15 protein-coding genes are annotated in these 25,350 nt (G+C 66.3%); 9 read left to right on the top strand and 6 right to left on the bottom strand.

Translation table 11 applies throughout. The annotated features are described in order from the left end of the window. Window positions 1-196: 196 nt before the first annotated feature. From BI344_RS03270 to BI344_RS03245, 6 genes are all read left to right on the top strand, one after another. Window positions 197-7,279 (top strand): Ig-like domain-containing protein, encoded by a 7,083-nt coding sequence (locus BI344_RS03270; RefSeq protein WP_071111505.1) that lies wholly within the window; start codon window positions 197-199, stop codon window positions 7,277-7,279. 139 nt (window positions 7,280-7,418) lie between these two features. Further along, complete coding sequence (locus BI344_RS03265; RefSeq protein WP_241499244.1) at window positions 7,419-8,894, top strand: TolC family protein; 1,476 nt, start codon at window positions 7,419-7,421, stop codon at window positions 8,892-8,894. After that, window positions 8,891-9,634 (top strand): efflux RND transporter periplasmic adaptor subunit, encoded by a 744-nt coding sequence (locus BI344_RS03260; RefSeq protein ID WP_095210772.1) that lies wholly within the window; start codon window positions 8,891-8,893, stop codon window positions 9,632-9,634. Before BI344_RS03265 ends, BI344_RS03260 begins: the two co-directional genes overlap by 4 nt. Window positions 9,635-9,638: 4 nt before the next feature. After that, window positions 9,639-10,964 (top strand): efflux RND transporter periplasmic adaptor subunit, encoded by a 1,326-nt coding sequence (locus BI344_RS03255; RefSeq protein WP_071111503.1) that lies wholly within the window; start codon window positions 9,639-9,641, stop codon window positions 10,962-10,964. After that, entirely contained in the window at window positions 10,949-13,072 is a 2,124-nt protein-coding gene (locus tag BI344_RS03250) for a site-2 protease family protein (protein ID WP_241499243.1), read from the top strand. The genes BI344_RS03255 and BI344_RS03250 overlap by 16 nt, the downstream gene beginning before the upstream one ends. A gap of 72 nt (window positions 13,073-13,144) precedes the next feature. Continuing rightward, window positions 13,145-13,672: a GNAT family N-acetyltransferase gene (locus tag BI344_RS03245; protein ID WP_071111502.1), complete on the top strand. Its 528-nt coding sequence runs from the start codon at window positions 13,145-13,147 to the stop codon at window positions 13,670-13,672. Between the two features lie 34 nt (window positions 13,673-13,706). On the opposite strand, the gene BI344_RS03240 is transcribed toward BI344_RS03245, so the two are convergent. Together BI344_RS03240 and BI344_RS03235 are read right to left on the bottom strand one after the other, a co-directional pair. Next, a complete protein-coding gene (locus BI344_RS03240; protein ID WP_071111501.1) occupies window positions 13,707-14,042 on the bottom strand; it encodes a DUF6916 family protein in 336 nt (111 codons plus the stop codon). A gap of 48 nt (window positions 14,043-14,090) precedes the next feature. Further along, window positions 14,091-14,678 carry a phage tail protein gene (locus tag BI344_RS03235; RefSeq protein ID WP_071111500.1) on the bottom strand — a complete coding sequence of 196 codons (588 nt, stop codon included), beginning with the start codon at window positions 14,676-14,678 and terminating at the stop codon, window positions 14,091-14,093. 156 nt (window positions 14,679-14,834) lie between these two features. Here BI344_RS03235 and BI344_RS03230 point away from each other — a divergent pair, with 156 nt between their 5' ends. Then, entirely contained in the window at window positions 14,835-17,150 is a 2,316-nt protein-coding gene (locus BI344_RS03230) for a DNA internalization-related competence protein ComEC/Rec2 (protein ID WP_241499242.1), read from the top strand. Here the strand turns inward: BI344_RS03230 and BI344_RS03225 are convergent. The 4 genes from BI344_RS03225 to BI344_RS03210 are packed head-to-tail and all read right to left on the bottom strand — an operon-like array spanning window position 17,137 to window position 21,904. Next, window positions 17,137-18,027 carry an ATP-binding response regulator gene (locus BI344_RS03225; RefSeq protein WP_071111499.1) on the bottom strand — a complete coding sequence of 297 codons (891 nt, stop codon included), beginning with the start codon at window positions 18,025-18,027 and terminating at the stop codon, window positions 17,137-17,139. The genes BI344_RS03230 and BI344_RS03225 overlap by 14 nt on opposite strands. Beyond that, entirely contained in the window at window positions 18,002-20,599 is a 2,598-nt protein-coding gene (locus BI344_RS03220; RefSeq protein ID WP_071111498.1) for an ATP-binding protein, read from the bottom strand. The genes BI344_RS03225 and BI344_RS03220 overlap by 26 nt, the downstream gene beginning before the upstream one ends. A gap of 11 nt (window positions 20,600-20,610) precedes the next feature. Beyond that, complete coding sequence (locus BI344_RS03215; RefSeq protein ID WP_083338632.1) at window positions 20,611-21,387, bottom strand: ParA family protein; 777 nt, start codon at window positions 21,385-21,387, stop codon at window positions 20,611-20,613. A 37-nt stretch (window positions 21,388-21,424) separates the two neighbouring features. Then, window positions 21,425-21,904, bottom strand: a complete 480-nt coding sequence (locus tag BI344_RS03210) for a surface-adhesin E family protein (protein ID WP_071112044.1) — start codon at window positions 21,902-21,904, stop codon at window positions 21,425-21,427. 268 nt (window positions 21,905-22,172) lie between these two features. Here BI344_RS03210 and recQ point away from each other — a divergent pair, with 268 nt between their 5' ends. Together recQ and argJ are read left to right on the top strand one after the other, a co-directional pair. Beyond that, the gene (gene recQ, locus BI344_RS03205; protein ID WP_071111497.1) at window positions 22,173-23,969 is read left to right on the top strand and encodes a DNA helicase RecQ; all 1,797 of its coding nucleotides are present in this window, start codon (window positions 22,173-22,175) and stop codon (window positions 23,967-23,969) included. 70 nt (window positions 23,970-24,039) lie between these two features. Then, on the top strand, window positions 24,040-25,257 hold the full coding sequence (gene argJ, locus BI344_RS03200; RefSeq protein WP_071111496.1) for a bifunctional glutamate N-acetyltransferase/amino-acid acetyltransferase ArgJ: 1,218 nt from the start codon (window positions 24,040-24,042) through the stop codon (window positions 25,255-25,257). The last annotated feature ends 93 nt before the right edge of the window (window positions 25,258-25,350 follow it).

The following is a 25,350-nucleotide window of genomic DNA, read 5'->3' as shown; positions in this document are numbered from 1 at the left end:
GCGCACGATACGGGATGAGCCTGTTTGCCGCAAGCCGGCGCCGATTTTGCCGCGGTCCTTGCAGACTAAGTAGATTTATCTAAAACCTATTTACTCAATCAACATTTTTTATATGGGCAACTAGTCTATCTATTTAAGTAGGTGTTCTTTATTTATGCCTTTGGCGGTATCGCCGGGGGTGGTCAGGAGAATCAGCATGGCATGGTGGAAATCGGCAGGCCGGCAGCAGGCGGCCAAACAGGCGGACCGTCCGGCCAATCGCTTGCTGTTGCAGGCGCTGGAGCCTCGGATGATGTTTGACGGCGCAGTGGCTGCCACCGCCAACCATGTCGCGCAGCATGTCGGCGTGATGCACGACCCGCAGGACGCCGGCGCGCAGCAGCATCACGGCGAGGCTAGGCCGGCCGCCGCCGCGGCGCCGTCGGCCGCAGAAGCGCCGCGCGCGGTCGGAGCGCGGGACGGCGCGGCCAACGTGCCGCAAGTGGTGTTCGTCGAAAACGACGTCGCCAACCTGCAAAGCCTGGTGTCGCAGTTGCCGTCCAATTACCAGGTGGTGATTCTGGACAGCAGCAAGGACGGCCTGGCGCAGATCGCGCAGTGGGCGCAAACCCACAGCGGCTACGGCGCCATCCACATCATTTCGCACGGCCAGGAAAACGATCTGCAGCTGGGCACGACGCAGCTGACGACGGCCAATGTCGCCAGCTATCAGGCGGAATTGGCCACGATAGGACAGGCCTTGCGCCCCGGCGGCGACATCCTGCTGTACGGCTGCGATGTGGCCGAAGGCAGCGACGGCGCGGCGCTGGTCAATGCGATCGCGCAGGAAAGCGGCCGCGTGACAGCTGGCTCTACCGACCTTACCGGCGCCGCCAGCCTGGGCGGCGACTGGACGCTGGAATACGCCACCGGCAAGCTGCACGTGGCGACGCTGGACCTGTCGGGCTATGACGGCCTGCTGACGCAACCCACTTCCGGCACCACCAGTTTCGATTCGCTGGATGGTTCCACCACCGTGGTGCCCACCGGCAACGCCACGCTGACGGTAAGCAATTACCTTGGCTGGAATTTCACCATGAACATGAACTCGAACAGCGACGGCCAGAACGAGATGATCATCGTCGAGAAAGATGGTTCGAGCACCACGGAAACGGTGGACGCGCTGAGCGACGGTGTCAAGCAGATCAACTACTTATCGGTCAAGCCCAACGACAGCAGCCTGTTCACGCTGAACTCCATCACCGTGGTGATCAACGGCTACGACTCCACCTTCAACGGCGGCACCATGCAGCTGGTGGGCTATCTGAACGGTTCCGCCGTCGCCGGCGCCACCTTGAGCCAGAGCGTCAGCGACATCGACAACAGCGGCTCGCCGGTCACCTTCAATGTGTCCAGCAACAGCAATTTCGTCGGCATCGACTCCTTCCGCGTGATCGCGGCCAATGGCCACAACGTCACCGGCCTGGTGGGCATCGGCGCCATCAACGCCACCACCTTCCATTTCCCGGGGCCGACGCTGACCGCCAGCGGCGGCAGCAGCGCCTACAGCTCCGGTAGCGGCAACGCGGTGACGGTGGACAGCGGCATCACGCTCAGCGATACCGCGGCCTCGACCCAAACCAGCGCCACGGTATCGATTACCGGCAACTTCCACAGCGGCGAGGACGTGCTGGCATTCACCAATAACGGCAGCACCATGGGTAATATCAGCGGCAGCTACAACAGCGGCACCGGTGTGCTGACGCTGACCTCCAGCGGTTCCACCGCCACCAATGCGCAGTGGCAGGCGGCGCTGGAGGCGGTGACTTACCGGGACAGCTCGCTGTCGCCGAATACCAGCACCCGCACCCTCAGCTTCGCCATCACCGACGCCAGCAGCAACACCAGTTCCACGGTGACCAAGACCGTCACCGTGGCGGCGGACAGCGCGCCGGTGATCAGCAACCTGAACGGCGACAGCAATACCTACTACGCCGGCAGCGGCGCGGTGAGCCTGGACACCGGCACCGCGGCCACGGTCAGCGATAGCGATACTTCGAATTTCAACGGCGGCAATCTGACGGTGCACATCTCCGCCAACGGCCACAGCGGCGAGGACGTGCTGGGCATCAGCACCGCCGGCACGGTCACGCTCAGCAACGGCACCAACTCCGGCAGCACGGTGTCGGTAGGCGGCGTAGCGGTCGGCACCATAGACAGCAGCGGGGTGGGCAGCGGCGGGCAGGATTTGATCGTCGACTTCAACAGCAACGCCACTGCCTCCAGGGTGGGCACGCTGGTCAACGCGCTGACCTTCAACGACACCGCCGGCACGCCCAATACCTCCACCCGCACCGTGCAGGTGACGGTCAACGACGGCCGCGGCGGCACCAGCTCGGCGTCTAGCGTGACGATGGCGATCAGCGACGCGCCGCTGCTGAGCACTAGCGGCGGCAGTTCGGCCTTCACCGCCGGCGACAACGCCACTTCCACGCCGGTGGCGGTGGACGGCAGCGTCAGCGTCACCGACAACGCCAGCAGCACGCTGGCCAGCGGCACCGTGTCGATCACCGGCAACTTCCACAGCGGGGAGGACGTGCTGGCGTTCACCAATGACGGCAGCACCATGGGCAACATCAGCGCCAGCTACAACAGCGGCACCGGTGTGCTGACGCTGACCTCCAGCGGCGCCACCGCCACCATCGCGCAATGGCAGGCCGCATTGCGGGCGGTGACGTATACCGACAGCGCGGTGACGCCGAACAGCGCCACCCGCACCATCAGCTTCCAGGTCCAGGACGGCGGCAGCAATACCAGCACGGCGGTGACCAAGACGGTGACGGTGGCGGATACCGACCAGACGCCTATCGCCTCCGCCAGCGGCGGCAGCACGGCCTTCACCGCCGGCGACAACGCCACCTCCACGCCGGTGGCGGTGGACAGCGGCATCACAGTGTCCGACCTCGACAACACCACGCTGGCCAGCGGCACGGTGTCGATCACCGGCAACTTCCATAGCGGCGAAGACTCGCTCAGCTTCACCAATACCAGCGCCGTCACTTACGGCAACATCGTCGGCAGCTACAACAGCGGCACCGGGGTGCTGACGCTGACTTCCAGCGGCGCGACGGCGACGGTGGCGCAATGGCAGGCGGCCATGCGCGCGGTCAAATACACCGACAGCGCGGTGACGCCCAACAACGCCACGCGCACCATCAGCTTCGTGGTCAACGACGGTTCCAAGAACAGCGCCGCTACCACCAAAACGGTGACGGTGACGGATACCGACCAGACGCCGCTGCTCACCGCCAGCGGCGGCAGCGCCGCGTTCACCGCCGGCAACAACGTCACCTCCACTCCGGTGGCGGTGGATAGCGGCGTCACGGTGTCCGACCTGGACAACACCACGCTGGCCAGCGCGACGGTGTCGATCACCGGCAACTTCCATAGCGGCGAGGATGTGCTGGCCTTCAGCAATACCAGCTCCGCCACCTTCGGCAATATCAGCGCCAGCTACAGCAGCGGCAGCGGCGTGCTGACGCTGACGTCCAGCGGCGCCACCGCCACGGTGGCGCAATGGCAGGCGGCATTGCGCGCGGTGACGTACACCGATAGCGCCATCACGCCGAACAACAGCACCCGCACTATCAGCTTCACGGTGAACGACGGAACCAACAACAGCACCGCGGCCACCCGTAGCGTGACGGTGGCGGACACCGACCAGACGCCGGTCACCACCGCCAGCAGCGGCAACAACTCCTATATCATCAGCGCCACGCCCACCCCGGTGGTGGTGGACTCCGGCGTCACGGTGTCCGACCGCGACAACGCCACGCTGTCCAGCGCCACGGTGTCCATCACCGGCAACTTCCAGAGCGGCGAGGATGTGCTGGCTTTCAGCAATACCAGCTCTGCCACCTTCGGCAATATCAGCGCCAGCTACAACAGCGGCACCGGTGTGCTGACGCTGACGTCCAGCGGCGCCACCGCCACCGTGGCGCAATGGCAAGCGGCGCTGCAGGCGGTTACCTACAACGACACCTCGGGCACGCCCAATACCGCCACCCGCACCATCAGCTTCGTGGTGAACGACGGTCAAGTGAACAGCGCCGCCGTCACCCGCAGCATCGCCATCCAGCTGCCGACGCCGACGGTGAGCGGGCTGACCGCCGGCACCGACACCGGTAGCAGCAGTTCCGACGGCATCACCAGCGACACCACGCCGACAGTGACCGGCAGCGCCGAAGCTAACAGCACCGTCACCGTTTATCTTGATGGCGTCAGTGTTGGCACCACCACCGCCAATGGTTCCGGTGCCTGGAGCTATGCCTTCGGCACGGCGATCAGCAGCGGCTCGCACACCATCACCGCGATGGCGACCAGCGGCAGCGTAAACAGCAGCGTATCCAGCGGCTATGCGGTGACGATCGATACCACCGCGCCGGCCGCCCCCAGCGGCCTGGCCTTGAGCGCGGCGACGGACACCGGCAGCAGCCACACGGATGGCATCACTGACAACAACCAGCCAACCATTACCGGCAACGCGGCAGCGAACAGCACGGTGACGGTATACGTGGACGGCACGGCGGTGGGCAGCGCCACCGCCAATGGCAGCGGGGCGTGGAGCTACAACCTCGCCAGCAGCCTGGCCGACGGCAACCACGCGATCCGCGCCACGGCGACCGACGCCGCCGGCAATGTCAGCGCGCAATCGACGGCGGATACCATCACCATCGACACCGCGACGCCGGCAGCGCCGAGCGGCATTGCCTTGAGCGCCGCCACCGACACCGGCAGCAGCCATAGCGACGGCATCACCGACAACAACCAGCCCACCATCACCGGCAGCGCGGAAGCCAACAGCACGGTGACGGTGTACGTGGACGGCACGGCGGTGGGCAGCGCCACCGCCAATGGCAGCGGGGCGTGGAGCTACAACCTCGCCAGCAGCCTGGCCGACGGCAACCACGCGATCCGCGCCACGGCGACCGACGCCGCCGGCAATGTCAGCGCGCAATCGACGGCCTACAACATCACGGTGGACACCGCGACGCCGGCAGCGCCAAGCGGCATTGCCTTGAGCGCCGCCACCGACACCGGCAGCAGCCATAGCGACGGCATCACCGACAACAACCAGCCCACCATCACCGGCAGCGCGACGGCGGGCAGCACGGTGACGGTGTATGTGGACGGCACGGCGGTGGGCAGCGCCACCGCCAATGGCGGCGGGGCGTGGAGCTACAACCTCGCCAGCAGCCTGGCCGACGGCAACCACACGATCCGCGCCACGGCGACCGACGCCGCCGGCAATGTCAGCGCGCAATCGACGGCCTACAACATCACGGTGGACACCGCGACGCCGGCAGCGCCAAGCGGCATTGCCTTGAGCGCCGCCACCGACACCGGCAGCAGCCATAGCGACGGCATCACCGACAACAACCAGCCCACCATCACCGGCAGCGCGACGGCGGGCAGCACGGTGACGGTGTATGTGGACGGCACGGCGGTGGGCAGCGCCACCGCCAATGGCGGCGGGGCGTGGAGCTACAACCTCGCCAGCAGCCTGGCCGACGGCAACCACACGATCCGCGCCACGGCGACCGACGCCGCCGGCAATGTCAGCGCGCAATCGACGGCCTACAACATCACGGTGGACACCGCGACGCCGGCAGCGCCAAGCGGCATTGCCTTGAGCGCCGCCACCGACACCGGCAGCAGCCATAGCGACGGCATCACCGACAACAACCAGCCCACCATCACCGGCAGCGCGACGGCGGGCAGCACGGTGACGGTGTATGTGGACGGCACGGCGGTGGGCAGCGCCACCGCCAATGGCGGCGGGGCGTGGAGCTACAACCTCGCCAGCAGCCTGGCCGACGGCAACCACACGATCCGCGCCACGGCGACCGACGCCGCCGGCAATGTCAGCGCGCAATCGACGGCCTACAACATCACGGTGGACACCGCGACGCCGGCAGCGCCAAGCGGCATTGCCTTGAGCGCCGCCACCGACACCGGCAGCAGCCATAGCGACGGCATCACCGACAACAACCAGCCCACCATCACCGGCAGCGCGACGGCGGGCAGCACGGTGACGGTGTATGTGGACGGCACGGCGGTGGGCAGCGCCACCGCCAATGGCGGCGGGGCGTGGAGCTACAACCTCGCCAGCAGCCTGGCCGACGGCAACCACACGATCCGCGCCACGGCGACCGACGCCGCCGGCAATGTCAGCGCGCAATCAACGGCCTACAACATCACGGTGGACACCGCGCCACCGCAGGTGCAAAGCTTCACCACGGTCGGCGCTGTCGACACCTTGGACAGCACGCTGTCCTACCAGGTGGTTTTCTCCAAGCCGGTGACCGGCTTCACCGCCGACGATCTGACGGTGGTCAGCAGCGGCAGCGCGCATGGCACGGTCGGCAGCGTGACTCAGATCAGCGCCACCACCTATGTGATCGGGCTGACCGGCGTGGGAGGCAGCGGCTCGCTGTCGGTGGCGATCAAGGCCGGCACGGTCAGCGATGCCGCAGGCAATCCGCTGTCCGGCAATGCCACTGCGCCGGCTTATCAGGTTTCGGCGCAGATGGTGGTCGTGAATCCGGTCGCGCCGACGTCCATTCTGCCGTCTGAGGTGGTCTCGACAAATATCCAGTTGCCGGCGATCACACCGAATATCGTGCTGACTGCGGTCAGCAATGCGGCGGCCAATGCGCCCCTGGTCCAGGGGGATGCCACGGTTGCCACCACTACGACTACCGAGCGTTCCGCCTTGTCTCCTGCGTCTTTCGGCACCACCAGCGTCGATAACGTCAACGGCAATGCGGCCACCTACATCAGCAATACCAACAGCAATCTGACTACGTCGCTGCAGGTGAATCCAGATCTGGGCGCGCGGCCGTTGATCGCCGGGCAGTCGTTCAGCATCGTGTTGCCGCCGGCTACCATCATCACCCGCGACGCGACCGCCAGCCTGAGCATCCAGGTGCGGCAGAGCAATGGCCAGCCCTTGCCCTCCTGGCTCAAGTTCGACCCGGTGACCGGGCGCTTCTCCGGCCAGGCGCCGGCGGGCTGGAACAAGCCCATCTCGATAGAAATGCGGGTGCAGGACAGGTCCGGCCATCATGGCAACAGCCATCTGCAGCTGAATTTCGGTCAGAAGCAGCCGGCCACGCAGTCGACGCGCAACGCCGCGCCGCAAGGCAAGCAGGCGTTGAACGAGCAGTTCGCACGACATGGGCACCAGGCACTCGCGCAGCAGTTGCAGGCTCTGCTGGGAGACGATGCGCAAGCGTAGTGGCAGGCGAGGCCGGGCGCAGAGCAATGTAGGGAACAACCCTGACAACCTTCAAAGCTTAAGGGGCAGCAGCATGCAATCGAGCAATCAGGCAGCACCAGCGGACCTTGTTCATGCACCGGCTAGCCGGCTCCGTTTGTTGCCGCTGGTTCTGGCCATGGCGATGGCGGGCTGCGCGGTGACGCCGCAGCCGCTCAGCCTGTCCGATCGGCGGGCGACGCTGGCTGCCGACCGGCAAGCGATGTTCGGCAGCCAGGAGGCGCTTTCCGGGCCGGTCACCTTGCAGGAGGCGATGGCGCGCGCGCTGAAGTACAACTTGGACTACCGGGTGAAGCTGATGGAGGAGGCGATGGCGCAACGCCAGCTGGACCTGTCCAGCCTGGACATGCTGCCCAAGCTGGCGCTGGCGGCGGGTTATACCTCGCGCAGCAAGGACAATGCGTCGTCCTCGCAGAATATCGCCACCGGTGAGCAGTCGCTGGTGCCGTCCATCTCCACCGAAAAGCGCGATCACACCGGCGATCTGAACCTGAGCTGGAACGTGCTGGATTTCGGCGTCAGCTATTATTCGGCCCAGCAGCAGGCCGACCGGGTGCTGATCCTGCAGCAGCGCAAGCGCAAGGTGGCGCAGCAGCTGATGCAGCAGGTGCGCGAGGCCTGGTGGCAGGCGGCCGGGGCGCAGCAGCTGCAGGGACGGATAGACGCTTTGCTCAAGGAGGCGGAATCCGCGCTGGAGGACGCCCGCCAAGTGGAGCGGCAGAAGCTGCGCGCGCCGCTGGACGCGCTCAACTACCGGCGCCAGCTGCTTGACGTGGAGCGGCAGATGTCAGCGGTGCGCAATGCGTTGTCGCAGGCCAAGCCCAGGCTGGCAGCCATTATGAACGTGACGCCTGGCCAGGACTTCCAGATCGCGGTGCCTGCCGACATGCCGGTGCCGGGGTTGGGCATGGAGCTGGACAAGATGGAGGAAATGGCCCTGCTCAACCGGCCCGAGGTGGTGGAGGCGCACTACAACCAGCGCATAGGCGCGCTGGAAACCCGCAAGGCGATCGCCAAGCTGCTGCCGGGGCTGGAATTCAGCGTCGGCCAGCATTACGACAGCAACAAATTCCTGGTCAACAACGCCTGGAGCGACGCCGGCCTGCGCATCAGCTGGAACCTGCTCAACCTGTTCAGCGCCGGGCCCATCACCCGCGCGGCGGATGCCCAGGTGGCGGTGGACCAGGCGCAGCGGCTGGCGCTGAACATGGCGGTGCTGACCCAGGTGCACGTCGCCTATCTCGACTATCGGGGCCGCGCGCGCCAGTTCGAGCTGGAGCATGAGCTCAACGGCGTGGATCAGGCCATCTACGAGCAAACCCGCAACGCGGTGGACAGCGGCGCCACCGCGCGGCTGCAGGGCATTCTGGCCGACGCCAACGCGGTGTTCTCATCGCTGCGGCTGTTCCAGACTTACGGCGACTTGCAGAATGCCTACGGCCAGATGGGCGCCAGCCTGGGGCTGGACCCGCTGCCCGCGACAACCAGCGGCTACGATCTGGCTTCGCTCAGCGCCGCGTTCCGCGGCTCCGAAACCAAATGGCAGGGCACGGTGGCGGGAGGCGCGGCCAAATGAGAACGCGCTGGCTCACTCTCGCCGCCATCGGGCTGGCCGGCGTCGCCGGCGCGGCCACGCCGCCGGCCTCGACGCTCAACGCCGCCGACGGCCGCATCCGCGTGCAGCTGATGTCGCGCCACGCGGTGACCCTGTCCAGCGAAATCCCCGCCAAGATCTCCGCGCTGCCGGTGGTGGAAGGCGGAAGCTTCCATCGCGGCCAGCTGCTGGTGGAGTTCGATTGCAGCAGCTACCGGGCGCAGCTGCGCAAGGCGCAGGCCTCGCTTGAGGCGGCCAGCCAGCTGTTGAAGGTCAACAATCAGCTGGCCAAATACAACTCGGTCGGCACGCTGGAGCTGACCCAGGCGCAGGGCAAGGCCAAGGAGGCCGCCGCCGATGCCAGCTACGCGCAGACGCTGGTGTCGAAGTGCAGCATCGCGGCGCCGTTCGACGGCCGGGTGGCCAAGCGCAGCGCGGCGGTGCACCAGTATGTCAGCCCGGGCAACCCCATTCTGGACATCGTCGATTCCGATTCGCTGGAATTGCGCATGTTGGTGCCGTCGAAGTGGCTGGCCACGCTGAAGCCTGGCAGCCGTTTCACGATCTCGGTCGACGAGCTGGGCGCCAGCTTCCCGGCCCGGATAGAGCGGCTGGGCGCGCAGATCGACCCGGTGAGCCAGTCCATCCTGGCGATAGGCGTGATAGACGGCAAGGCTGGCAACCTGCTGCCCGGCATGAGCGGCTGGGCCAGTTTCAAATAAGGCCATGGGACACGCCGACAAAAGCCTGGAACTGGCCACCCTGCTGCAGCTGCAGCGCCATGCCCGGGAGGCCGACAGCGCGGCGCAGCTGGGCTTCGTGATGGTCAACGAAAGCCTGCAGCTGCTGCCCTACCGCCAGGCCGCCTTCTGGCGGGAGGGGCTGCACCGCCATGTGGCCTCCCTGTCCGGCCTGGCCGAACCCGATCCCACCGCGCCTTACCTGCAATGGCTGAGCGCCGTGTTCCGCCATCTGCGACGCGAATCCGGAGAGGCGGCCAGCCGTTGTTGCACCGCCGCCGATCTGCCCGAGGCCCTAGCCGAGGAGTGGCGGCAATGGCTGCCGGAGCATGGCCTGTGGCTAGCGCTGGGCGAGCATGGCGCCTTGCTGTTGGCGCGCGATCAACTTTGGAGCGACTACGAGCTCAAGCTGGCGGAAGAGCTGGCGCACGCCTACGCCCATGCCTTGCGGCATTTCGCGCCGCGCCGCAACTGGCGGGCGCTGTTGCGGGAGGGCCTGAGCGCCGGGCCGCGGCGGCGGCGCGCGTTGTTGGCGGCCCTGCTGGTGGCCTGTTTTCCCATTCGCCAAAGCGTGCTGGCGCGCGCCGAAGTGGTGCCCAGCGACCCGATGCTGTTGCGGGCGCCGGTGGCGGGGGTGATAGACCGCGTCGAAGTGTTGCCCAACCAGCCGGTGAAGCGTGGCGCGCCCTTGTTCGATCTGGACGCCACCTTGTTGTCCGGCCAGTTTGAGCTGGCCAAGGAAGAAAGGCGGGCGGCTGAGGAAAGCTTCCGCGCTAGCGCGCAATTGGCGGTCACCGACGACAAGGGCAAGCTGGCGATGGCGCAGGACAAGGCCAGGCTGGAGGAGAAGGACATCAGCGCCGATTTCGCCGGCCGCGAGCTCAAGCGCCTGCATGTTACCGCTCCGGCCGACGGCGTGGTGGTGTTTTCCGACCGCAACGACTGGCAGGGCAAGGCGGTGGCCCAGGGCGAAAAGGTGATGACGCTGGCGGACCCGGCCAAAGTGGAGCTGACCGCCTGGCTGCCGGCGGCCGAAGCGATCGCCATCCAGCCCGGCAGCCAGGTCACGCTGTATCCCAACGCCTCGCCATTCCGCTCCTACGATGCCACTTTGCTGCGCGTGGCCTACAAGGCCGAAGTCAGCGAGGGCAATCTGCTGGCCTACCGTCTGCAGGCGAGCTTCGCCGCCGGCCAGCGTCTGCCGCAATTGGGCCAGATGGGCACCGCGCGGGTGTATGGCGACTGGGTGCCTTTGTCCTATTACGCGCTGCGGCGGCCGTTGACGGCGGCGCGGCAATGGCTGGGCTGGTGATGGGCTCCGCGGCGCTGCCGCCGCTGCGGCAGGAGTTGACGCTGCACGCCGGCCCGGCGCAGGCGGACGGCTCGCCCAGCTGGATGCTGCACGATCCGGGAGCCAACCGTTTCTACCAGCTGGGTTGGGCCAGTTTCGAGATGCTGTCGCGCTGGCCGCTTGGCGACGCCGCGGCGGTATTGGCGGCGGTGAATGCCGAAACCACGCTCGAACTGGGCGAAGACGATCTGCTGCAGCTGCTGCTGTTTTTACGGCAGCACCAATTGCTGCAACCGTTTGCCCCCGCCGATTGCGAACGGGTCTGGCGCCAGTACCAGGCCGGCAAGCCCGGGCATGCGATGTGGCTGTTGAAGAACTACCTGTTCTTCCGCATTCCGCTGGTGCGGCCGGAGCCGGTGTTGAACCGGCTGCTGCCCTGGCTGACGGCGGTGTTTCGGTCGGCGTTCTGGTGGCTGATGGCGGCGTTGGCTGCGCTGGCGCTGGCGCTGGCGTCCCGGCGCTGGGATGAGTTCACTCATACCTTCTCCGGTTACGGCGGCTGGAGCGCCGCATTGGGCATCGCGGCGTCGCTTAGCTTGGCCAAGATATTGCACGAGCTGGGCCATGCGTTGACGGCCCGGCATTTCGGCTGCCGGGTGCCGGCGATGGGAGTGGCCTTCCTGGTGATGGTGCCGGTGCTGTACACCGATACCAGCGACGCCTGGAAACTGCCGTCGCGGCGGCAGCGGATGCTGATCGGCGCCTCCGGCATGCTGGCGGAGCTGACGCTGGCGGCCTGGGCCACGCTGGCCTGGTGCTTCCTGCCGGACGGTCCGCTGCGGGCGGGGGTGTTTCTGCTGGCCACCACCACCTGGCTGGCGACGCTGGCGATCAACTCCAGCCCCTTCATGCGCTTCGACGGCTATTTTCTGCTGGCCGACTGGCTGGGCATTCCCAATCTGCACGCCCGCGCCTTCGCGCTGGCGCGCTGGAAGATGCGGCAGTGGCTGTTGGGGCTGGACGACCCGGTTCCGGAATTCTTCCTGCCCGCCCGGCGCCGCGCGCTGATCCTGTTCGCCTGGGCCACCTGGCTGTACCGGCTGGTGCTGTTCCTCTCCATCGCCTTCCTGGTTTACCACCTGTTTTTCAAGACTTTGGGCCTGCTGTTGCTGGGCGTCGAACTGGGCTGGTTCATCGCGCGGCCCATCGTCGCCGAGCTGCGTTGCTGGTGGGCGCGGCGGGCGGATTTGCGCTGGCAGCTGGAAACCGCGCGCAGCGCCGCTTTGTTGGCGTTGATCACCCTGTTTCTGTTGCTGCCGTGGCAGCGCGATGTCTCCAGCCCGGCGGTGCTGGCCGCCGCGCAATCGCAAGGCTTGTACGCGCCGGATGCGGCGGAGGTGGTCGAGGTCAAGGCGCGGGATGGCCAGCAGGTGCGGGCGGGCCAGGTGCTGGCCAGGTTGTACTCGTCGGAATTGGCCCGGCAAATGGCGCAGGCCCAGGTGGTGGAGCGCCACCTGGCCTGGCAGGCGTCGCAGCAGCCGTTCAACAGCGAGTTGCAGCAGCAGGGGCCGGCCTTGCAGAAACAATGGCTGGCCGCGCAGCAGCAGGTAGCCAGCCTATCCCGGCAATTGGCCAGACTGGTGCTGACGGCGCCGTTCGCCGGCCGGGTGGCGGACAGCAGCGAGGCGTTGCGGCCGGGCACCGTGGTGGCGGAGGGCGAGCATCTGCTGGATCTGGTTGGGCCGGACGGGTCGCGGGGGGAGGCGTTCGTCGACGAGGACAGCCTGATCGGGCTGCGGCGCGGCGGCCGGGCCAGCTTTGTGCCAGACAGCGGCGAGGGCTGGGCGGTGTCTTGCCGGCTGGGACCGATAGACAGCCTGAATCTGGCCACGCTGGACCAGCCGCTGCTGGCTTCCACTTTCGGCGGGCCGATCGCCACCGAAGCGCGCGACCATGGCCTGGTGCCATTGAGCGCGGTGTTCCGGGTCCGGCTGGAGGACTGCGACCGCCAGGTCGCGCCGCTGCGCGAAACCGCGGGTTGGGCGAAGTTGCGCGGCGAGCGCTACAGCCTGTTGCAGCTGGGTTGGCGGCATCTTCTGGCCGTTGTCGAGCGCGAGGCCGGGTTGTAGCCGTTACGCGCCGTCCGATCGAGACGGCGCTGGTTTTCCCATCATTCACCGTGTCAATTCCAAGGAGAGAGCATGGCCGCCGAACTCAATTTCGCCTCACTGGCCCAGGGCCTGACCCTGAGGCCGGCGCAGTCCGCCGACGCGCCTTTCATCGACAGGGTCTACCGCAGCGCGCGGCCGGACCTGCAATGGATACAAGGGGAGCGCGAACTGATCGACACGGTGCAGCGCCAGCAGTTGCAGGCGCTGTTGCAGGGCGCTGGGCAGAATCATCCGAACGCGATGCATTTCGTGGTGGAGCAGACCGGCGCCGCCATCGGCGTGGTGATGGTGGATTTCGGCCATAACGAGGTGCGGGTCATTTTCCTGGCCATGCTGCCGGAGACGCGCGGGCGCGGCTATGGCAAGCAGGTGCTGCAGGGCTTGCAGCAGGCGGCGCGCCAGGTGCGTTGCCCGCTGGCGGTGGTGGTGTGGCATGGCAACGAGCAGGCGAGGCGTCTGTATCAGTCGCTGGGTTTCGTGCTGGAAGAGGCGGGCGCGGTGGCCGACAAGCTGGTGTGGTATCCGGACGGCCGTTCCATCATGGTCGGCGCGGTTTGAAGTCGCCAGCCGCTGGCGGCTGGCGTTGGCTGCGTTAATTGAACGGCAACTGGAAATAGCAGTACTGGCGGTCGCGGCCCATGGCGCCGGTGCGGCTGATCCAGACGTTTTCCAGCCGCCGCTCGGGCAGGCCGCCTGCCGCCGGCAGGCTCAGGGTGCCGACGGCGTCCACCAGTTCGGTGGCGTGGGCGGCGACCAACTCGACCACGAAAGGCGTGCGCTGCGTGTCCTCCCGGCCAGGCACTTGAGCCAGCGGCTTCTGGCGGACGGTCTGGATTCGCAATTCCAGTTCGGGCTGCTGCTCCACGCTGAACAGACAGCTCTGCCCCAGCAAGGGAGCGAAATCTTCGCTACGGAGTTCGGCCAGCATCGGGTTCTCCTCGGCGGCGCGGCCGGGCCGCCGCCGCCTGCAGTGGCGTTATTGTCTGGTGGGGAAGATGCCTTGCACGGCGATGCAGAAATTCAGCGCCAGGTAGGGGTTGAGCACGCTGACCGGGGCGGTGCCGCCGGCGGTGTCGGTATTGCCGCTCAGTCCCAGCCCTTTGACGGTGACCGGGCTCTCCAGTTGCTGGCTCCAGATGGTGGCGAGGCCGGTGCCGCCGCCAGAGGCGCCCAGATAGGGGTTGCTGGTGCTGGGCGCGCTGGCCGGCGTCGTCGGGTTCGGGACGGTGGAGGCCTGGAAGCTGACGTTGACAGCCGAAGTGCCGTGGTTGTGTAGCGGCATGTTGGAGGTCAGCAGGTTGACGGTCTGTTGGCCGCCGAAGTTGCCTATCGCGTAGGACGGCAGGTTGTAGGTGGGTTGCGCCGGCCCGATGCTGATGGGCATCCGGCCACACAAATTGGGCAACTGGAATACGGTGCTGCCATTGCCGCCGTAAAAACTGCCGATGGTGGCGAAAAGCGCCTGGTTCTGGGAGACCTGCAGGGTTTGGCCCTGGCATTGCGCCCAGTCTATCGGGGGAAAGTCGAAGCCAAAGGCGAGAATGGTGCCGATATATGCGTCCACGTTTGCTCCTTCGTCAGTGATCCCGCTGGCGGGATGCCGGCAGGGCTGTAACTTCCGCGATTGCCATAGGTTCAGCTTATACAGAATTGCATTTAATCCACATTGTCATTTGCCATGATGGTATTTCCACTTAATCGGCGGCCGGGCAGAGGCGAAATGCCGGATGGCCGCGAACGGCGCGCCAGGGCCGCCCCCGGCATGGCGGCGTTGATTGCCTGGGTCGTCGGGGTGGGGTGCTGCGCCTTCCTGCCGGCTTTGCCGGACCTGCGCGGGTATGCGCTGCTGCCGGCGGCGCTGGCCGCTTGCGCCTGGCGCTCGGGCTTGCCGCTCCGCCGATGGCTGCTGGTATTGCTGGCGCTGTCCCTGGGTCTTGGCTATGCCACGGCGCGCGCGCAGTGGCGGCTGCAGCATGAGCTGCCGGTGGCCTGGCAGCAGAAGCCGATTGCGTTCGTCGCGGTGGTGCGCGGCCTGCCAGATCCCGGCGAGTACGGCGTCCGGCTGGTGCTGGAGGTGGAGCGGGCGCTGACGCCGGGCGCGGCGCTGCCGGAGAGGGTACAGCTGCACGACTATCTGAAGCGGGACTGGCCGCCGGGCAGCCGCTGGCAATTGAGCGCGCGATTCAAGCCCATGCGCGGCAGCGCCAACGCGTTCGGCTTCGACGCCGAGCAGTGGCTGTGGTCGGAGGGGCTGCTGGCCAGCGGCTCGGCCGGCAAGGAGCGGCGGAGGCTGGCCGATGGCCAGGGCCTGATGGCCTGGGTGGACGGCTGGCGCGCGCGCCAAGTGGCGCGCATCGAACGGGCGCTGGGCGCCGGCAGGGAGTCGGCGTTGGTGGCCGCGCTGACGGTGGGCGCGCAGCAACGGGTGGCGAGGGAGGATTGGCAATTGTTCGCCGCCACCGGCCTGACCCACATCGTGTCCATCTCTGGTTTGCATATCACGATGTTGGCGGGATTGGCGGGCTGGGCATGCGCCAGCCTGCTGCGCCGCTGGCCGGTGGCGCGCGCGCCGCGCTTGCTGGTCGCCGGCGCCGCCCTGTCGGCGGCCACCGTCTATGCGCTGTTGGCCGGCTTCACGGTGCCGACCCAGCGCACCCTGTTCATGTTGGTGGCCGGCTGGGGCTGTTTGCAGCTGCGCCGCCAACTGTCGCCGTTCCAGGTGTGGTGGCTGGCGCTGTCGCTGACCTTGCTGCTGGACCCGTTCGCGGTGCTGGCGCCTGGCCTGTGGCTGTCGTTCGGCCTGGTGGCGGCGCTGATGTTTTGTTCGCTGGCGCGACGGCGACCGCCGCCGCACTGGCGCGCCGCGCTGGATGGGCAATGGGCTGCCGGCGTGGCCAGCCTGGTGCCGCTGGCGGCGCTGTTCGGCGGTTTTCCGCTGTTGTCGCCGTTGGCCAACGCTCTGGCCATACCCTTCGTCTCAATGCTGCTGACGCCGTTGTCGCTGCTGGCGGTGGCGCTGCCGTGGGACGGCCTGTTGCCCATGGTCGGGTGGCTGGCTCGAGTGTTCTATTCCGGCGTGGCGTGGTTGGCGCAGGGGCCGGCCTGGCATGTGGCCGGCTCTCCCTGGCCGCTGCTGGCATTGGCGAGCCTGGGCACGCTGTGGCTGATTGCGCCGCGCGGCGTGCCGGGCAAGCCGTTGGCGGGTCTGTTGCTGTTGCCTGTGCTGGTGTATCGGCCGCCGGGACCCGCGCCGGGAGAGTTCCGCGCCACGGTGCTGGACGTGGGCCAGGGCTTGTCCATGCTGGTGCAGACGGCGGAGCATGCCTTGCTGTTCGACACCGGCGCCGGCGAGGCCGGCCGGGTGGTGTTGCCGCAGCTGCGCGGCCTGGGCGTGGAGCGGCTGGATATGCTGATATTGTCGCATCACGACAGCGATCACGATGGCGCGGCCGCCGGCGTATTGGCAGCGCTGCCGGTGGCCCGCGTGCTGGCCGGCCAGCCGCAGGCCCTGCCGCAAGCGCGGGCCCGGCCGTGCCGCCAGGGACAGAGCTGGGAGTGGGATGGCATACGTTTCGATGTGCTGGCGCCGGGACCAAGCCCGGCGGCCGGCGAGGACAACGCCTACAGCTGCATCCTGCGGATCGCGGCCAGCCGGCATGCGTTGCTGGTCAGCGGCGACGCCCCGCAGCAGGTGGAGGAGGCGCTGGTGGCGCAGCCGGGCGTCCGGCTGGCCAGCAGCGTGCTGATCGCCGGCCATCATGGCAGCCGCACTGCCAGCGGCGAGGCGTGGCTGGCGGCGGCGCGGCCGCAACTGGCGGTGATCAGCGCCGGCTTCCTCAACCGCTACCGCCATCCCCATCCGCAGGTGCTGCAGCGCCTGCGGCAGCATGAGGTCGGCGTATTGCGCACCGATCTGGACGGCGCCATCACGCTGGACTTCGCCGCCGAGGTGCGATGGCAATGCCTGCGACAGCAGCAGCCGCGCTACTGGCGCGCCCGCGGCGCGTGCGCCGCACCCGGCCTCAGTCCAGGTTGACGCAGGCGATCACCCGGTTGCCTGGGCCTTCGTAGTGCAGGCTGTCGAAGGACAGCTTGCGGGCGATCAGGATGCCGCGGCCGTGGCTGGTCATCAGCGAGGCGGGTTCGGCGTTCTGGTAGTACTCCCAGTCGAATCCCGAACCCATGTCCTCTACGATGAACTGCAACTGGCGGCCGTTCAGACTGAACTCCACCGAGACTTCGCGTTCGCGGTACTCCGGCGCCTGCAGCCGGCTTTCCAGCTCCTTTTCCCAATCGCCGCTGGCGAGCAGCTGGCTTTTCTGCTCGTAGCTGATGTCCAGGTTGCCGTGTTCGATGGCGTTGACCAGCAGTTCGAACAAGCCAGTGGCCACCCGTTCCGGCTGGGAGCTGGTCTTGGCCAGCAGCGCGGTGACGGCCTGGGCTTCGCGGTGGGTACGGCAGCGGAAGCAGGCGCTTTGCAGGTGGCGCAGCGCGTCGACATGCAGGTTGGCCAGCTCGCGGAAATGGACGTAGCGGTCCCAGTGGCCGACGGCGGCGCCGACAATGGCCAGCAGCATGTCGCGCGAGAACGGTTTGGTAAGATAGTAGAAGGCGCCGGCCGCCAAGCCCTCCTGCACGCTGGATGCGGCGCCCATCGCGGTCTGCATGATGACCGGCAGAAACTCCAGCCGCGGTTCGGCCTTGATGCGCTTGAGCACGTCGAAGCCGCTGATGCCCGGCATCATCTTGTCCAGCAGGATGGTGGAGAAGTGTTCGCCCTCGCGTTCCAGTATCTGCCAGGCGGCTTCGCCGTTTTCGGCCAGCTGGGTTTCGTAGCCGGCGTCCTCCAGCAGTTCGGACATCAATTCCAGATTGAACGGCTCGTCGTCAACGAGCAAGAGTTTGTGAGGCATCCGGCGTTCCCTCCTCTAGGTTACGCTGAAAATGGCGGGGAATCGAAAAGGCGAAGATGGCGCCGCCCGCCGGCAGGTTGTCGGCGCTGATCCGGCCATGATGGGCGTGGATGATTTCGCGGCTGATGGCCAGGCCCAGGCCGGTACCGCCAGCGCCGGTCTTGGTCGTGCTGCTCTGGATGAACTTGTCGAAGATGGTTTCCAGCTCTTTCTCGGGGATGCCCGGGCCGGCGTCGGCGACGCTGACGTGCACCCACTCCTGGCCGTCCTGTTCCGCCAGTTGCGCCTGCACCCGGATTTCCGCGCCGTTGGGGCTGAACTTGACGGCGTTGGACAGCAGGTTGCGGATCACCTGGCCGATGCGGAAGGGGTCGATGTCGGCCGCCAGCATCTCCGGCGAGCATTCCAGATCGATGCGGATCTGGTTGAGCGAGGCCAGCGGCGTCATTTCGTCGCAGGCTTCGCGCAGGCACTGGGTGAGGTTGCCGCGGCTGATGGTGTAGTCCATCCGGCCGACTTCCATCTTGGCCATGTCCAGCAGGTCGTTGAGCAGGGTCAACAGGCGGCTACCGCTGGTGTTGATGCGGGTGAAGTACTGCTCCAGCTTGACTTCGCCCAGGCTGTGCGCGCGCAGCTGACCCATTTCGGTAAAGCCGAGGATGGCGTGCAGCGGCGTGCGCAACTCATGCGACATATTGGCCAGGAATTCGGTCTTGGCGCGGCTGGTTTCCTCGGCCAGGATCTTGGCGTGGCGCAAGGTCTCCTCCACCGAGCGTTGCGCCGAGATGTCCTGATACACCCAGATGGTGCCCAGCTTGGGCACCGAGGGATTGACCGCCTTGCCGTGCAGCCGGCACCAGAACAGCTTGTTCTTGCCGGTGCGCAATTGCAGTTCGGTCTGCACCACCTTGCCGTCGTTGAGCAGACTGTACAGGGCCCTGCCGGTGCGCTCCCATTGTTCGCGGCTTTCGAAATAAGGCATGGTGGAGTGGCCGATCACGTTGCGGCCCTGTTGCTGGAACAGCTCGAGGAAGGCGTGGTTCACCTGTCGCAGGTTGCGGTCGACGATGTAGGCCATCGCCAGCGGGCTGGCATCCAGCAGCGCCGCCAGCTGCCGGCTTTGCACTTCCACCTGCTCGGCCAGACTGTTCTTCAGCCGGATCAGCGCCTCTTCCTGTTCTTTGCGCAAGGAGATGTCGCGGCAGACGGTGACGTAGAACCAGTCGTCCGGCATCACCACCCGGCTCAGCGACAGCTCTACCGGCAACTGCAGTTCGTCGCTGCGCAGCAGGCTGGTTTCGAATGGGCGGCCTTCGTGCTGGCGCGCGATCTGTTCGAACACGCTGTTGGGGTCAGGGTTGTACAGCTCGGGGAACAGCACGCCGACCGGCAGGTTTTCCAGCGATTGCGCGCTTTGCTCCACCAGCCTGGCGGCGGCGGGGTTGGCCTGCATGATGTGGCCGCTGCGGGCGATCAGGATGATGGCGTCGGAGCTGGCCTGCAGGATGGCGCGCTGGCGAGCCTCGCTTTGCGCCAGCGCCTGTTCCGACATTTCCCGGTCGCCGATCTGTTCGCGCAGCGTGCGGTTGTTCTGCTCCAATTGCTGCTGTTGCAGCTGGAGTTGCTTGCGCAGCCGGCGATTGGCCTGCAACTGGCGCTGCTGCAGCAACAGCAGCAGCGCCAGCGTCCAGGTCGAGGCGATCAGCAGCGTCCAGGCCATGCTGCTGAGCAGCGGCCGCACCGGTTGCAGCGAATAGGCGCCCAGCAGCAGCTCATTGCCGCCGACCTTGCTGCGGCGCGAGAACATCGGCGGCTCGGTGGGGATGGGACGGCCCGGCGACGAATCCAGCAGTGGGATGTCCGGCTGGCTCTTGCTCCAGATCAGCAGCCGGACATGGTGCAGCGGATTGTCGGTGATCAGTTCGTTGCCTATCGGCTGCATCAGCTTGTCCTGGCGCAGATTGAGCAATAGCAGCGTATGGTCGTCTCCCAGCCGGGTGATGATGTCGAGCCGGGTACTGCCCGGGCCGGACGGCTGGCTGGGCAGCAGCATCGGCTGGTCGCTGCGGCGCGCCAGGTCCAGCAGCCATTTGGAATCGCCCTGGTGGCTGAGGTCCAGCCCCTGCGGCAGGGCATTGGCGTCGTCTGGCAGGTAGCTGGCCACCGGGTAGTATTGCAGCTGCGCCGGGCTGAGTTGCAGGTGCTGGTTTTTCAGGAAACGTATGCTGGTGGCGATGCGGTTTTCGAAGGCGTCGCGCTGGTTCTGCTCGACCAGCGCCACGGTGCCGATGCCGGCGAACAGGCTGTCGTCGCGAACCACGCGGCGGGCCAGCTCCGACAGGCCGTGCGCCTGGCTGTTGCCGGCCAGCTGTTGCGCCATGATCCGGGTATGCTCCAGAGCGTCTTCCAGTTGCAGCACCACCAGGCCGGTGCCCAGCGCCCCCCAGTGCTGCTGTTCCTGCAGCCGTTCGGCGCGATCATGCTCCAGCAGCAGCCAATATTCGGTGAGCAGCAAGCCGGCGCCCAGCAGGCAGCCCAGCAATAGCGAGGTGAGTCGGTTCAACCTCGGCATCTGTTTCCTCGTCAGCGCTCGCTCAATTCTTGATACAGGGCCTCGAATTCACGGGACAGCTTGTGGCGCGGGTCCAGGTACACCATCGGGCAGGCGGCCTGATGCGATTCGCGTATCTTGACCGACGCCGATAGCGGCGAGGCCAGCACTGGCAGCCCCTCGGCCTTCAGTTCCTCCACCAGCCGCACCGGCAGGCTGGCGCGCGGTTGGAACTGGTTGACCACGATGCCTTCTATGTACAAGCCGGGGTTGTGGTCGGAGCGGATCTCGTCGGCGCTTTCTTTCAGGTTATAGAGGGCGTGCCGGGAGAATGCATCGCAATCGAAGGGGATCAGGCAGCGGTCGGCGGCGATCAGCGCCGAGCGGGTGTAGAAGTTCAGAGCCGGCGGGGTATCGATCCAAATTTCATCGTAGTGCGGCGCCAGCTGGTCCAGCGCCTCCTTCAGCTTGAACATCTTGTAGCGCGATTCCAGCTTGGCCATCAGCTCGGCCAGTTCCGGCTGCGAGGCCAGCAGCGACAGGCCGTCTATGCCGGTGGCGCGGACGAAGTCGCGCGGCTCCTTGCCGAACAGCGAGATGTTGAGCATCTGCTGGAACAGGTCGGCCACGCTGGGGCCGGCCTGTTTCCATGCCTCGCCCAGCAGGTAGTGGCTGGCATTGCCTTGCGGGTCCAGGTCGATCACCAGCACGCGCCTGCCGCGGCTGGCCGCCACGGCCGCCAGGTTGACGGTGATTGTGGATTTGCCCACCCCGCCTTTCTGATTGAATACCACGCGTCGGATAGTCATGGGGGATCCCTGTTGATTGGCGGTGCGGTGGGCGATTTCAGAAGCCGGGCTGTCCTTTGCAGACCAGCAGCATCTGCTGGTAGCTGGCCGAGTTCTGCACGACGGGCATGGCTTTTATTTGACTGTCATTATAGGAGAAGCTGGCGATCTGGCGGCCGTTTTCATCGAACAGCACCATGTCCAGCAAGCGGAACGTATGCTGGGAACAGTCGATCCGCCAGCTATTGAGCGACACCTTGTGGCGCGGCGTGGAGAGGAAGTTTTCCTGCTTCAGGTTGAAGATGGTCTTGCGGTCGCGGAATGTGACCAGCGGGCCCTGGCGCTTGATAGACAACTGGTCCAGTTCATTGAGGATGTTGCCATTGGGCGAGACGCCCAGATTCTGCCAGTCGGCGCTTGCCGGGGCGGCGGAGGGTTCCGCCGGTTTGACGGTGGCCGGGGTGGTGGCTGGCTGCGGCGTGGTGGCACAGCCGGCAAGCAGTAGCAGGACGAGCAGGGGGGCGGAACGAATGCGCATGATGATCTCCAGAATATCCCGCCAGTGTCGCATAGCCGTCCGCAAGGGGAAACCGGCCGGAAGGTTGCGGCACGAATTTGCGAAAAGCGCGGAACTTTATCGCGGCGAGGCCGGTCTGTCACAGTGCGAGAGCATTTTTCCTCTTCGTTTCACATTGTCTCCATCCAACTTGTGGCCGCCATGACCTGGCGGCTTCTTTTTTGTCCCGTCGCATCCACCGCTGCCGCTTGCCGTACAATGGCGTTTTTTCCCGCAGATCGCTTCCGGCATGCACGACGCAGTCTCCATCCTCAATCATATTTTCGGCTATCCCGAATTCCGCGGACAGCAGCAGGAGATCGTCGAGCAGGTGGCGCACGGCGGCCACGCGCTGGTGCTGATGCCTACCGGTGGCGGCAAGAGCCTGTGCTTCCAGATTCCGGCGCTGCTGCGCGACGGCGTGGCCATTGTGGTGTCGCCGCTGATCGCGCTGATGCAGGACCAGGTGGCTACCTTGCAGGAACTGGGCGTGGCGGCGGCCTGCCTCAACTCCGCCACCTCGCCAGATGATGCGCGCGACATCGCCCGCCAGGCGCGCGCCGGCACGCTGGATCTGTTGTACGTGGCGCCGGAGCGCTTGCTGACGCCGCGCTTCCTGGAGTTTCTTTCCAGCCTGAACATCGCGCTGTTCGCCATCGACGAGGCGCATTGCGTCAGTCACTGGGGCCACGACTTCCGGCCGGAATACCAGCAGCTGGGACTGCTGGCCGAACGCTTCCCGCAGGTGCCGCGTATCGCGCTCACCGCCACCGCCGACGAACAGACCCGGCTCGACATCATCCACTATCTGCAACTGGCCGAGGCGCGGGTATTCCTGTCCAGCTTCGACCGCCCCAACCTGTTCTACCAGGTGGTGGAAAAGCACAACGCCAAGAAGCAGCTGCTGGACTTCATCCGCCAGGAGCACGCCGGCGCCACCGGCATCGTCTACTGCCTGTCGCGCAAGCGGGTGGAGGACACCGCGCAGTGGCTATGCGACAACGGCATCGAAGCCTTGCCCTATCACGCCGGTCTTAGCCACGCCCAGCGCGAGGCGCATCAGCGCAGCTTCCTGCGCGAGGACGGCATTGTGATGGTGGCCACCGTCGCCTTCGGTATGGGGATCGACAAGCCGGACGTGCGCTTCGTCGCCCATATCGACATGCCCAAGAGCCCGGAAAACTTCTATCAGGAATCCGGCCGCGCCGGCCGCGACGGCCTGCCCGCTGCCAGCTGGCTGTGTTACGGCCTCAACGACGTGGTGCAGCTGCGGCAGATGATAGAAGGCGGCGAGATGGCTGAACTGCAGAAGCAGGTTGAGCTGTCCAAGCTGGATGCGATGCTGGCTTTCTGCGAGGCCGCCAGCTGCCGCCGTCAGCACATTTTGGCCCATTTCGGCGAAGACAGCCGGCCCTGCGGCCATTGCGACAACTGCCTGCATCCGCCCATCACCTTCGACGCCACCGTGCCGGTGCGCAAGCTTTTGTCCTGCATCTATAGGGTCGGGCAGCGCTTTCCCACCGGGCATGTGATAGACGTGCTGCTGGGCCGGCAGAACCAGAGCGTCAGCCATCACGGCCACGACCAGCTCACCACCTATGGCATCGGCAAGGAGCTCAACCAGCGCGGCTGGCGTTCCATCGTGCGCCAGCTGGTGGCCCGCCAACTGGTACAGGTGGACATCGCCCGCGGCCAGTCGCTGGTACTGACCGACGCCTGCCGCTCGCTGCTCAAGGGCGAGGAGAGCATCCATCTGCGGCCGCTGGCCGACGAGAAGAAACCGCGCGGCAGCGCCGCGACCGAGCGCTGGCTGCGCACCGAGCGCGAAGAGCGGCTGTGGCAGGCTTTGCGCCGCTGGCGCCGCCAGGTGGCCGACGAGCACAATGTGCCGGCCTACGCGGTGTTCTCCGACCGCACCTTGCGGGATTTGGTGGAAAAGCGCCCGGACAGCCAGGCTGGCCTGCGGCATATCTACGGTCTGGGCGAGCTCAAGCTTGCCCGCTATGGTGATGCGTTGTTGCAATGCCTGCGCCAGGCGCAGGAATAAGCCATCTCACGCTATGGCTGACCAAATTCTTATATAATTAGTCGCATATTTGTAAGTTATGGAGAGTTGCATGGCTGTGAATCTGAATCCGCCGCAGGCTGATCTGCTGCCGCCGCTTGCCGGCGTTGAATTGCTGGTGGCGGAAGCTGGCATCAAGACCCCGGGACGCAAGGATGTATTGGTGGTGCGTCTGGACAAGGGCAACACCGTCGCCGGCGTGTTCACCCGCAACCGTTTCTGCGCGGCGCCGGTGCAGCTGTGCCAGGAGCATTTGGCCGCCGGCGTGCAGATTCGCGCGCTGGTGGTGAACACCGGCAACGCCAACGCCGGTACCGGCGTCGACGGCCGCCAGCGCGCGCTGAGGGTGTGCCAGGCGGTCGCCGCGCAGAGCGGCTTAGAGACCGAGCAGGTGCTGCCGTTCTCTACCGGGGTGATTCTGGAGCCGTTGCCGGCCGACAAGATTATCACCGCGCTGCCGACGCTGCGCTCTGCCAGCTGGGCCGATGCCGCCCAAGCGATCATGACGACCGACACCATCGCCAAGGCGGCCAGCCGCACGCTGCTGCTGGATGGCCAGCCGGTTACCGTCACCGGCATCGCCAAGGGCTCGGGCATGATCCATCCCAATATGGCCACCATGCTGGGATTCGTCGCCACCGACGCGGCCATTACCCGCCCGCTGCTGAACCAGTTGCTGCGCGAGGTGGCCGACCTCTCCTTTAATAGTATTACGGTGGATGGCGACACCTCCACCAACGACAGCTTCATCCTGATCTCCACCGGCAAGAGCCAGGCGGGGCTGATCGACTCGGTGGAGCAGCCGGCCTACCAGCAATTGCGCCAGGCGCTGCTGGCAGTGTCGATTGAGCTGGCGCAGGCTATCGTCCGCGACGGTGAGGGCGCCACCAAGTTCATCACCGTTGAAGTCAACGGTGGCCGCTCGGTGGCCGAGTGTAAGGACGTGGCCTACGCCATCGCCCGTTCGCCGCTGGTGAAAACCGCCTTCTTCGCGTCCGATCCCAATCTGGGCCGCCTCCTGGCCGCCATCGGTTATGCCGGTGTTGCTGATCTGGATGTCGACCGCCTGTCCTTATATCTGGATGACGTGTTGGTGGCCTGCAATGGCGGCCGCAGTCCGGACTACCGCGAAGAGCAGGGACAGGCGGTGATGAACCAGAGCGAGATCACGGTCAGGGTGGAACTGGGGCGCGGTGCCGCCAGTGCCCGGGTCTGGACCTGCGACTTCTCCTATGAGTATGTGCGCATCAACGCCGACTACCGCAGCTGATCCCCTTATATAGATAAGTTGCAAAACCGGCTATCTGTGCAAAAAGCTCCCTTCCGAGGGGGCTTTTTTCATTTCAAGCCATGAGTACGCCCG

The organism is Chromobacterium sphagni, assembly GCF_001855555.1.
Classification (GTDB): Bacteria; Pseudomonadota; Gammaproteobacteria; order Burkholderiales; family Chromobacteriaceae; genus Chromobacterium; species Chromobacterium sphagni.
Note: the sequence above shows the minus strand (reverse complement) of the source record. Positions and strands in the feature narration are given on the sequence as shown.

Excerpts from the sequence above, each read along its gene's own strand:
- BI344_RS03260 (WP_095210772.1), top strand. The coding sequence starts at position 8,891 with ATGAGAACGCGCTGGCTCACTCTCGCCGCCATCGGGCTGGCCGGCGTC.
- BI344_RS03240 (WP_071111501.1), bottom strand. The coding sequence starts at position 14,042 with ATGCTGGCCGAACTCCGTAGCGAAGATTTCGCTCCCTTGCTGGGGCAG.
- BI344_RS03210 (WP_071112044.1), bottom strand. The coding sequence starts at position 21,904 with ATGCGCATTCGTTCCGCCCCCCTGCTCGTCCTGCTACTGCTTGCCGGC.
- recQ (WP_071111497.1), top strand. The coding sequence starts at position 22,173 with ATGCACGACGCAGTCTCCATCCTCAATCATATTTTCGGCTATCCCGAA.
- BI344_RS03215 (WP_083338632.1), bottom strand. The coding sequence starts at position 21,387 with ATGACTATCCGACGCGTGGTATTCAATCAGAAAGGCGGGGTGGGCAAA.
- BI344_RS03225 (WP_071111499.1), bottom strand. The coding sequence starts at position 18,027 with ATGCCTCACAAACTCTTGCTCGTTGACGACGAGCCGTTCAATCTGGAA.
- argJ (WP_071111496.1), top strand. The coding sequence starts at position 24,040 with ATGGCTGTGAATCTGAATCCGCCGCAGGCTGATCTGCTGCCGCCGCTT.
- BI344_RS03245 (WP_071111502.1), top strand. The coding sequence starts at position 13,145 with ATGGCCGCCGAACTCAATTTCGCCTCACTGGCCCAGGGCCTGACCCTG.
- BI344_RS03255 (WP_071111503.1), top strand. The coding sequence starts at position 9,639 with ATGGGACACGCCGACAAAAGCCTGGAACTGGCCACCCTGCTGCAGCTG.
- BI344_RS03250 (WP_241499243.1), top strand. The coding sequence starts at position 10,949 with ATGGCTGGGCTGGTGATGGGCTCCGCGGCGCTGCCGCCGCTGCGGCAG.
- BI344_RS03270 (WP_071111505.1), top strand. The coding sequence starts at position 197 with ATGGCATGGTGGAAATCGGCAGGCCGGCAGCAGGCGGCCAAACAGGCG.
- BI344_RS03230 (WP_241499242.1), top strand. The coding sequence starts at position 14,835 with ATGCCGGATGGCCGCGAACGGCGCGCCAGGGCCGCCCCCGGCATGGCG.
- BI344_RS03220 (WP_071111498.1), bottom strand. The coding sequence starts at position 20,599 with ATGCCGAGGTTGAACCGACTCACCTCGCTATTGCTGGGCTGCCTGCTG.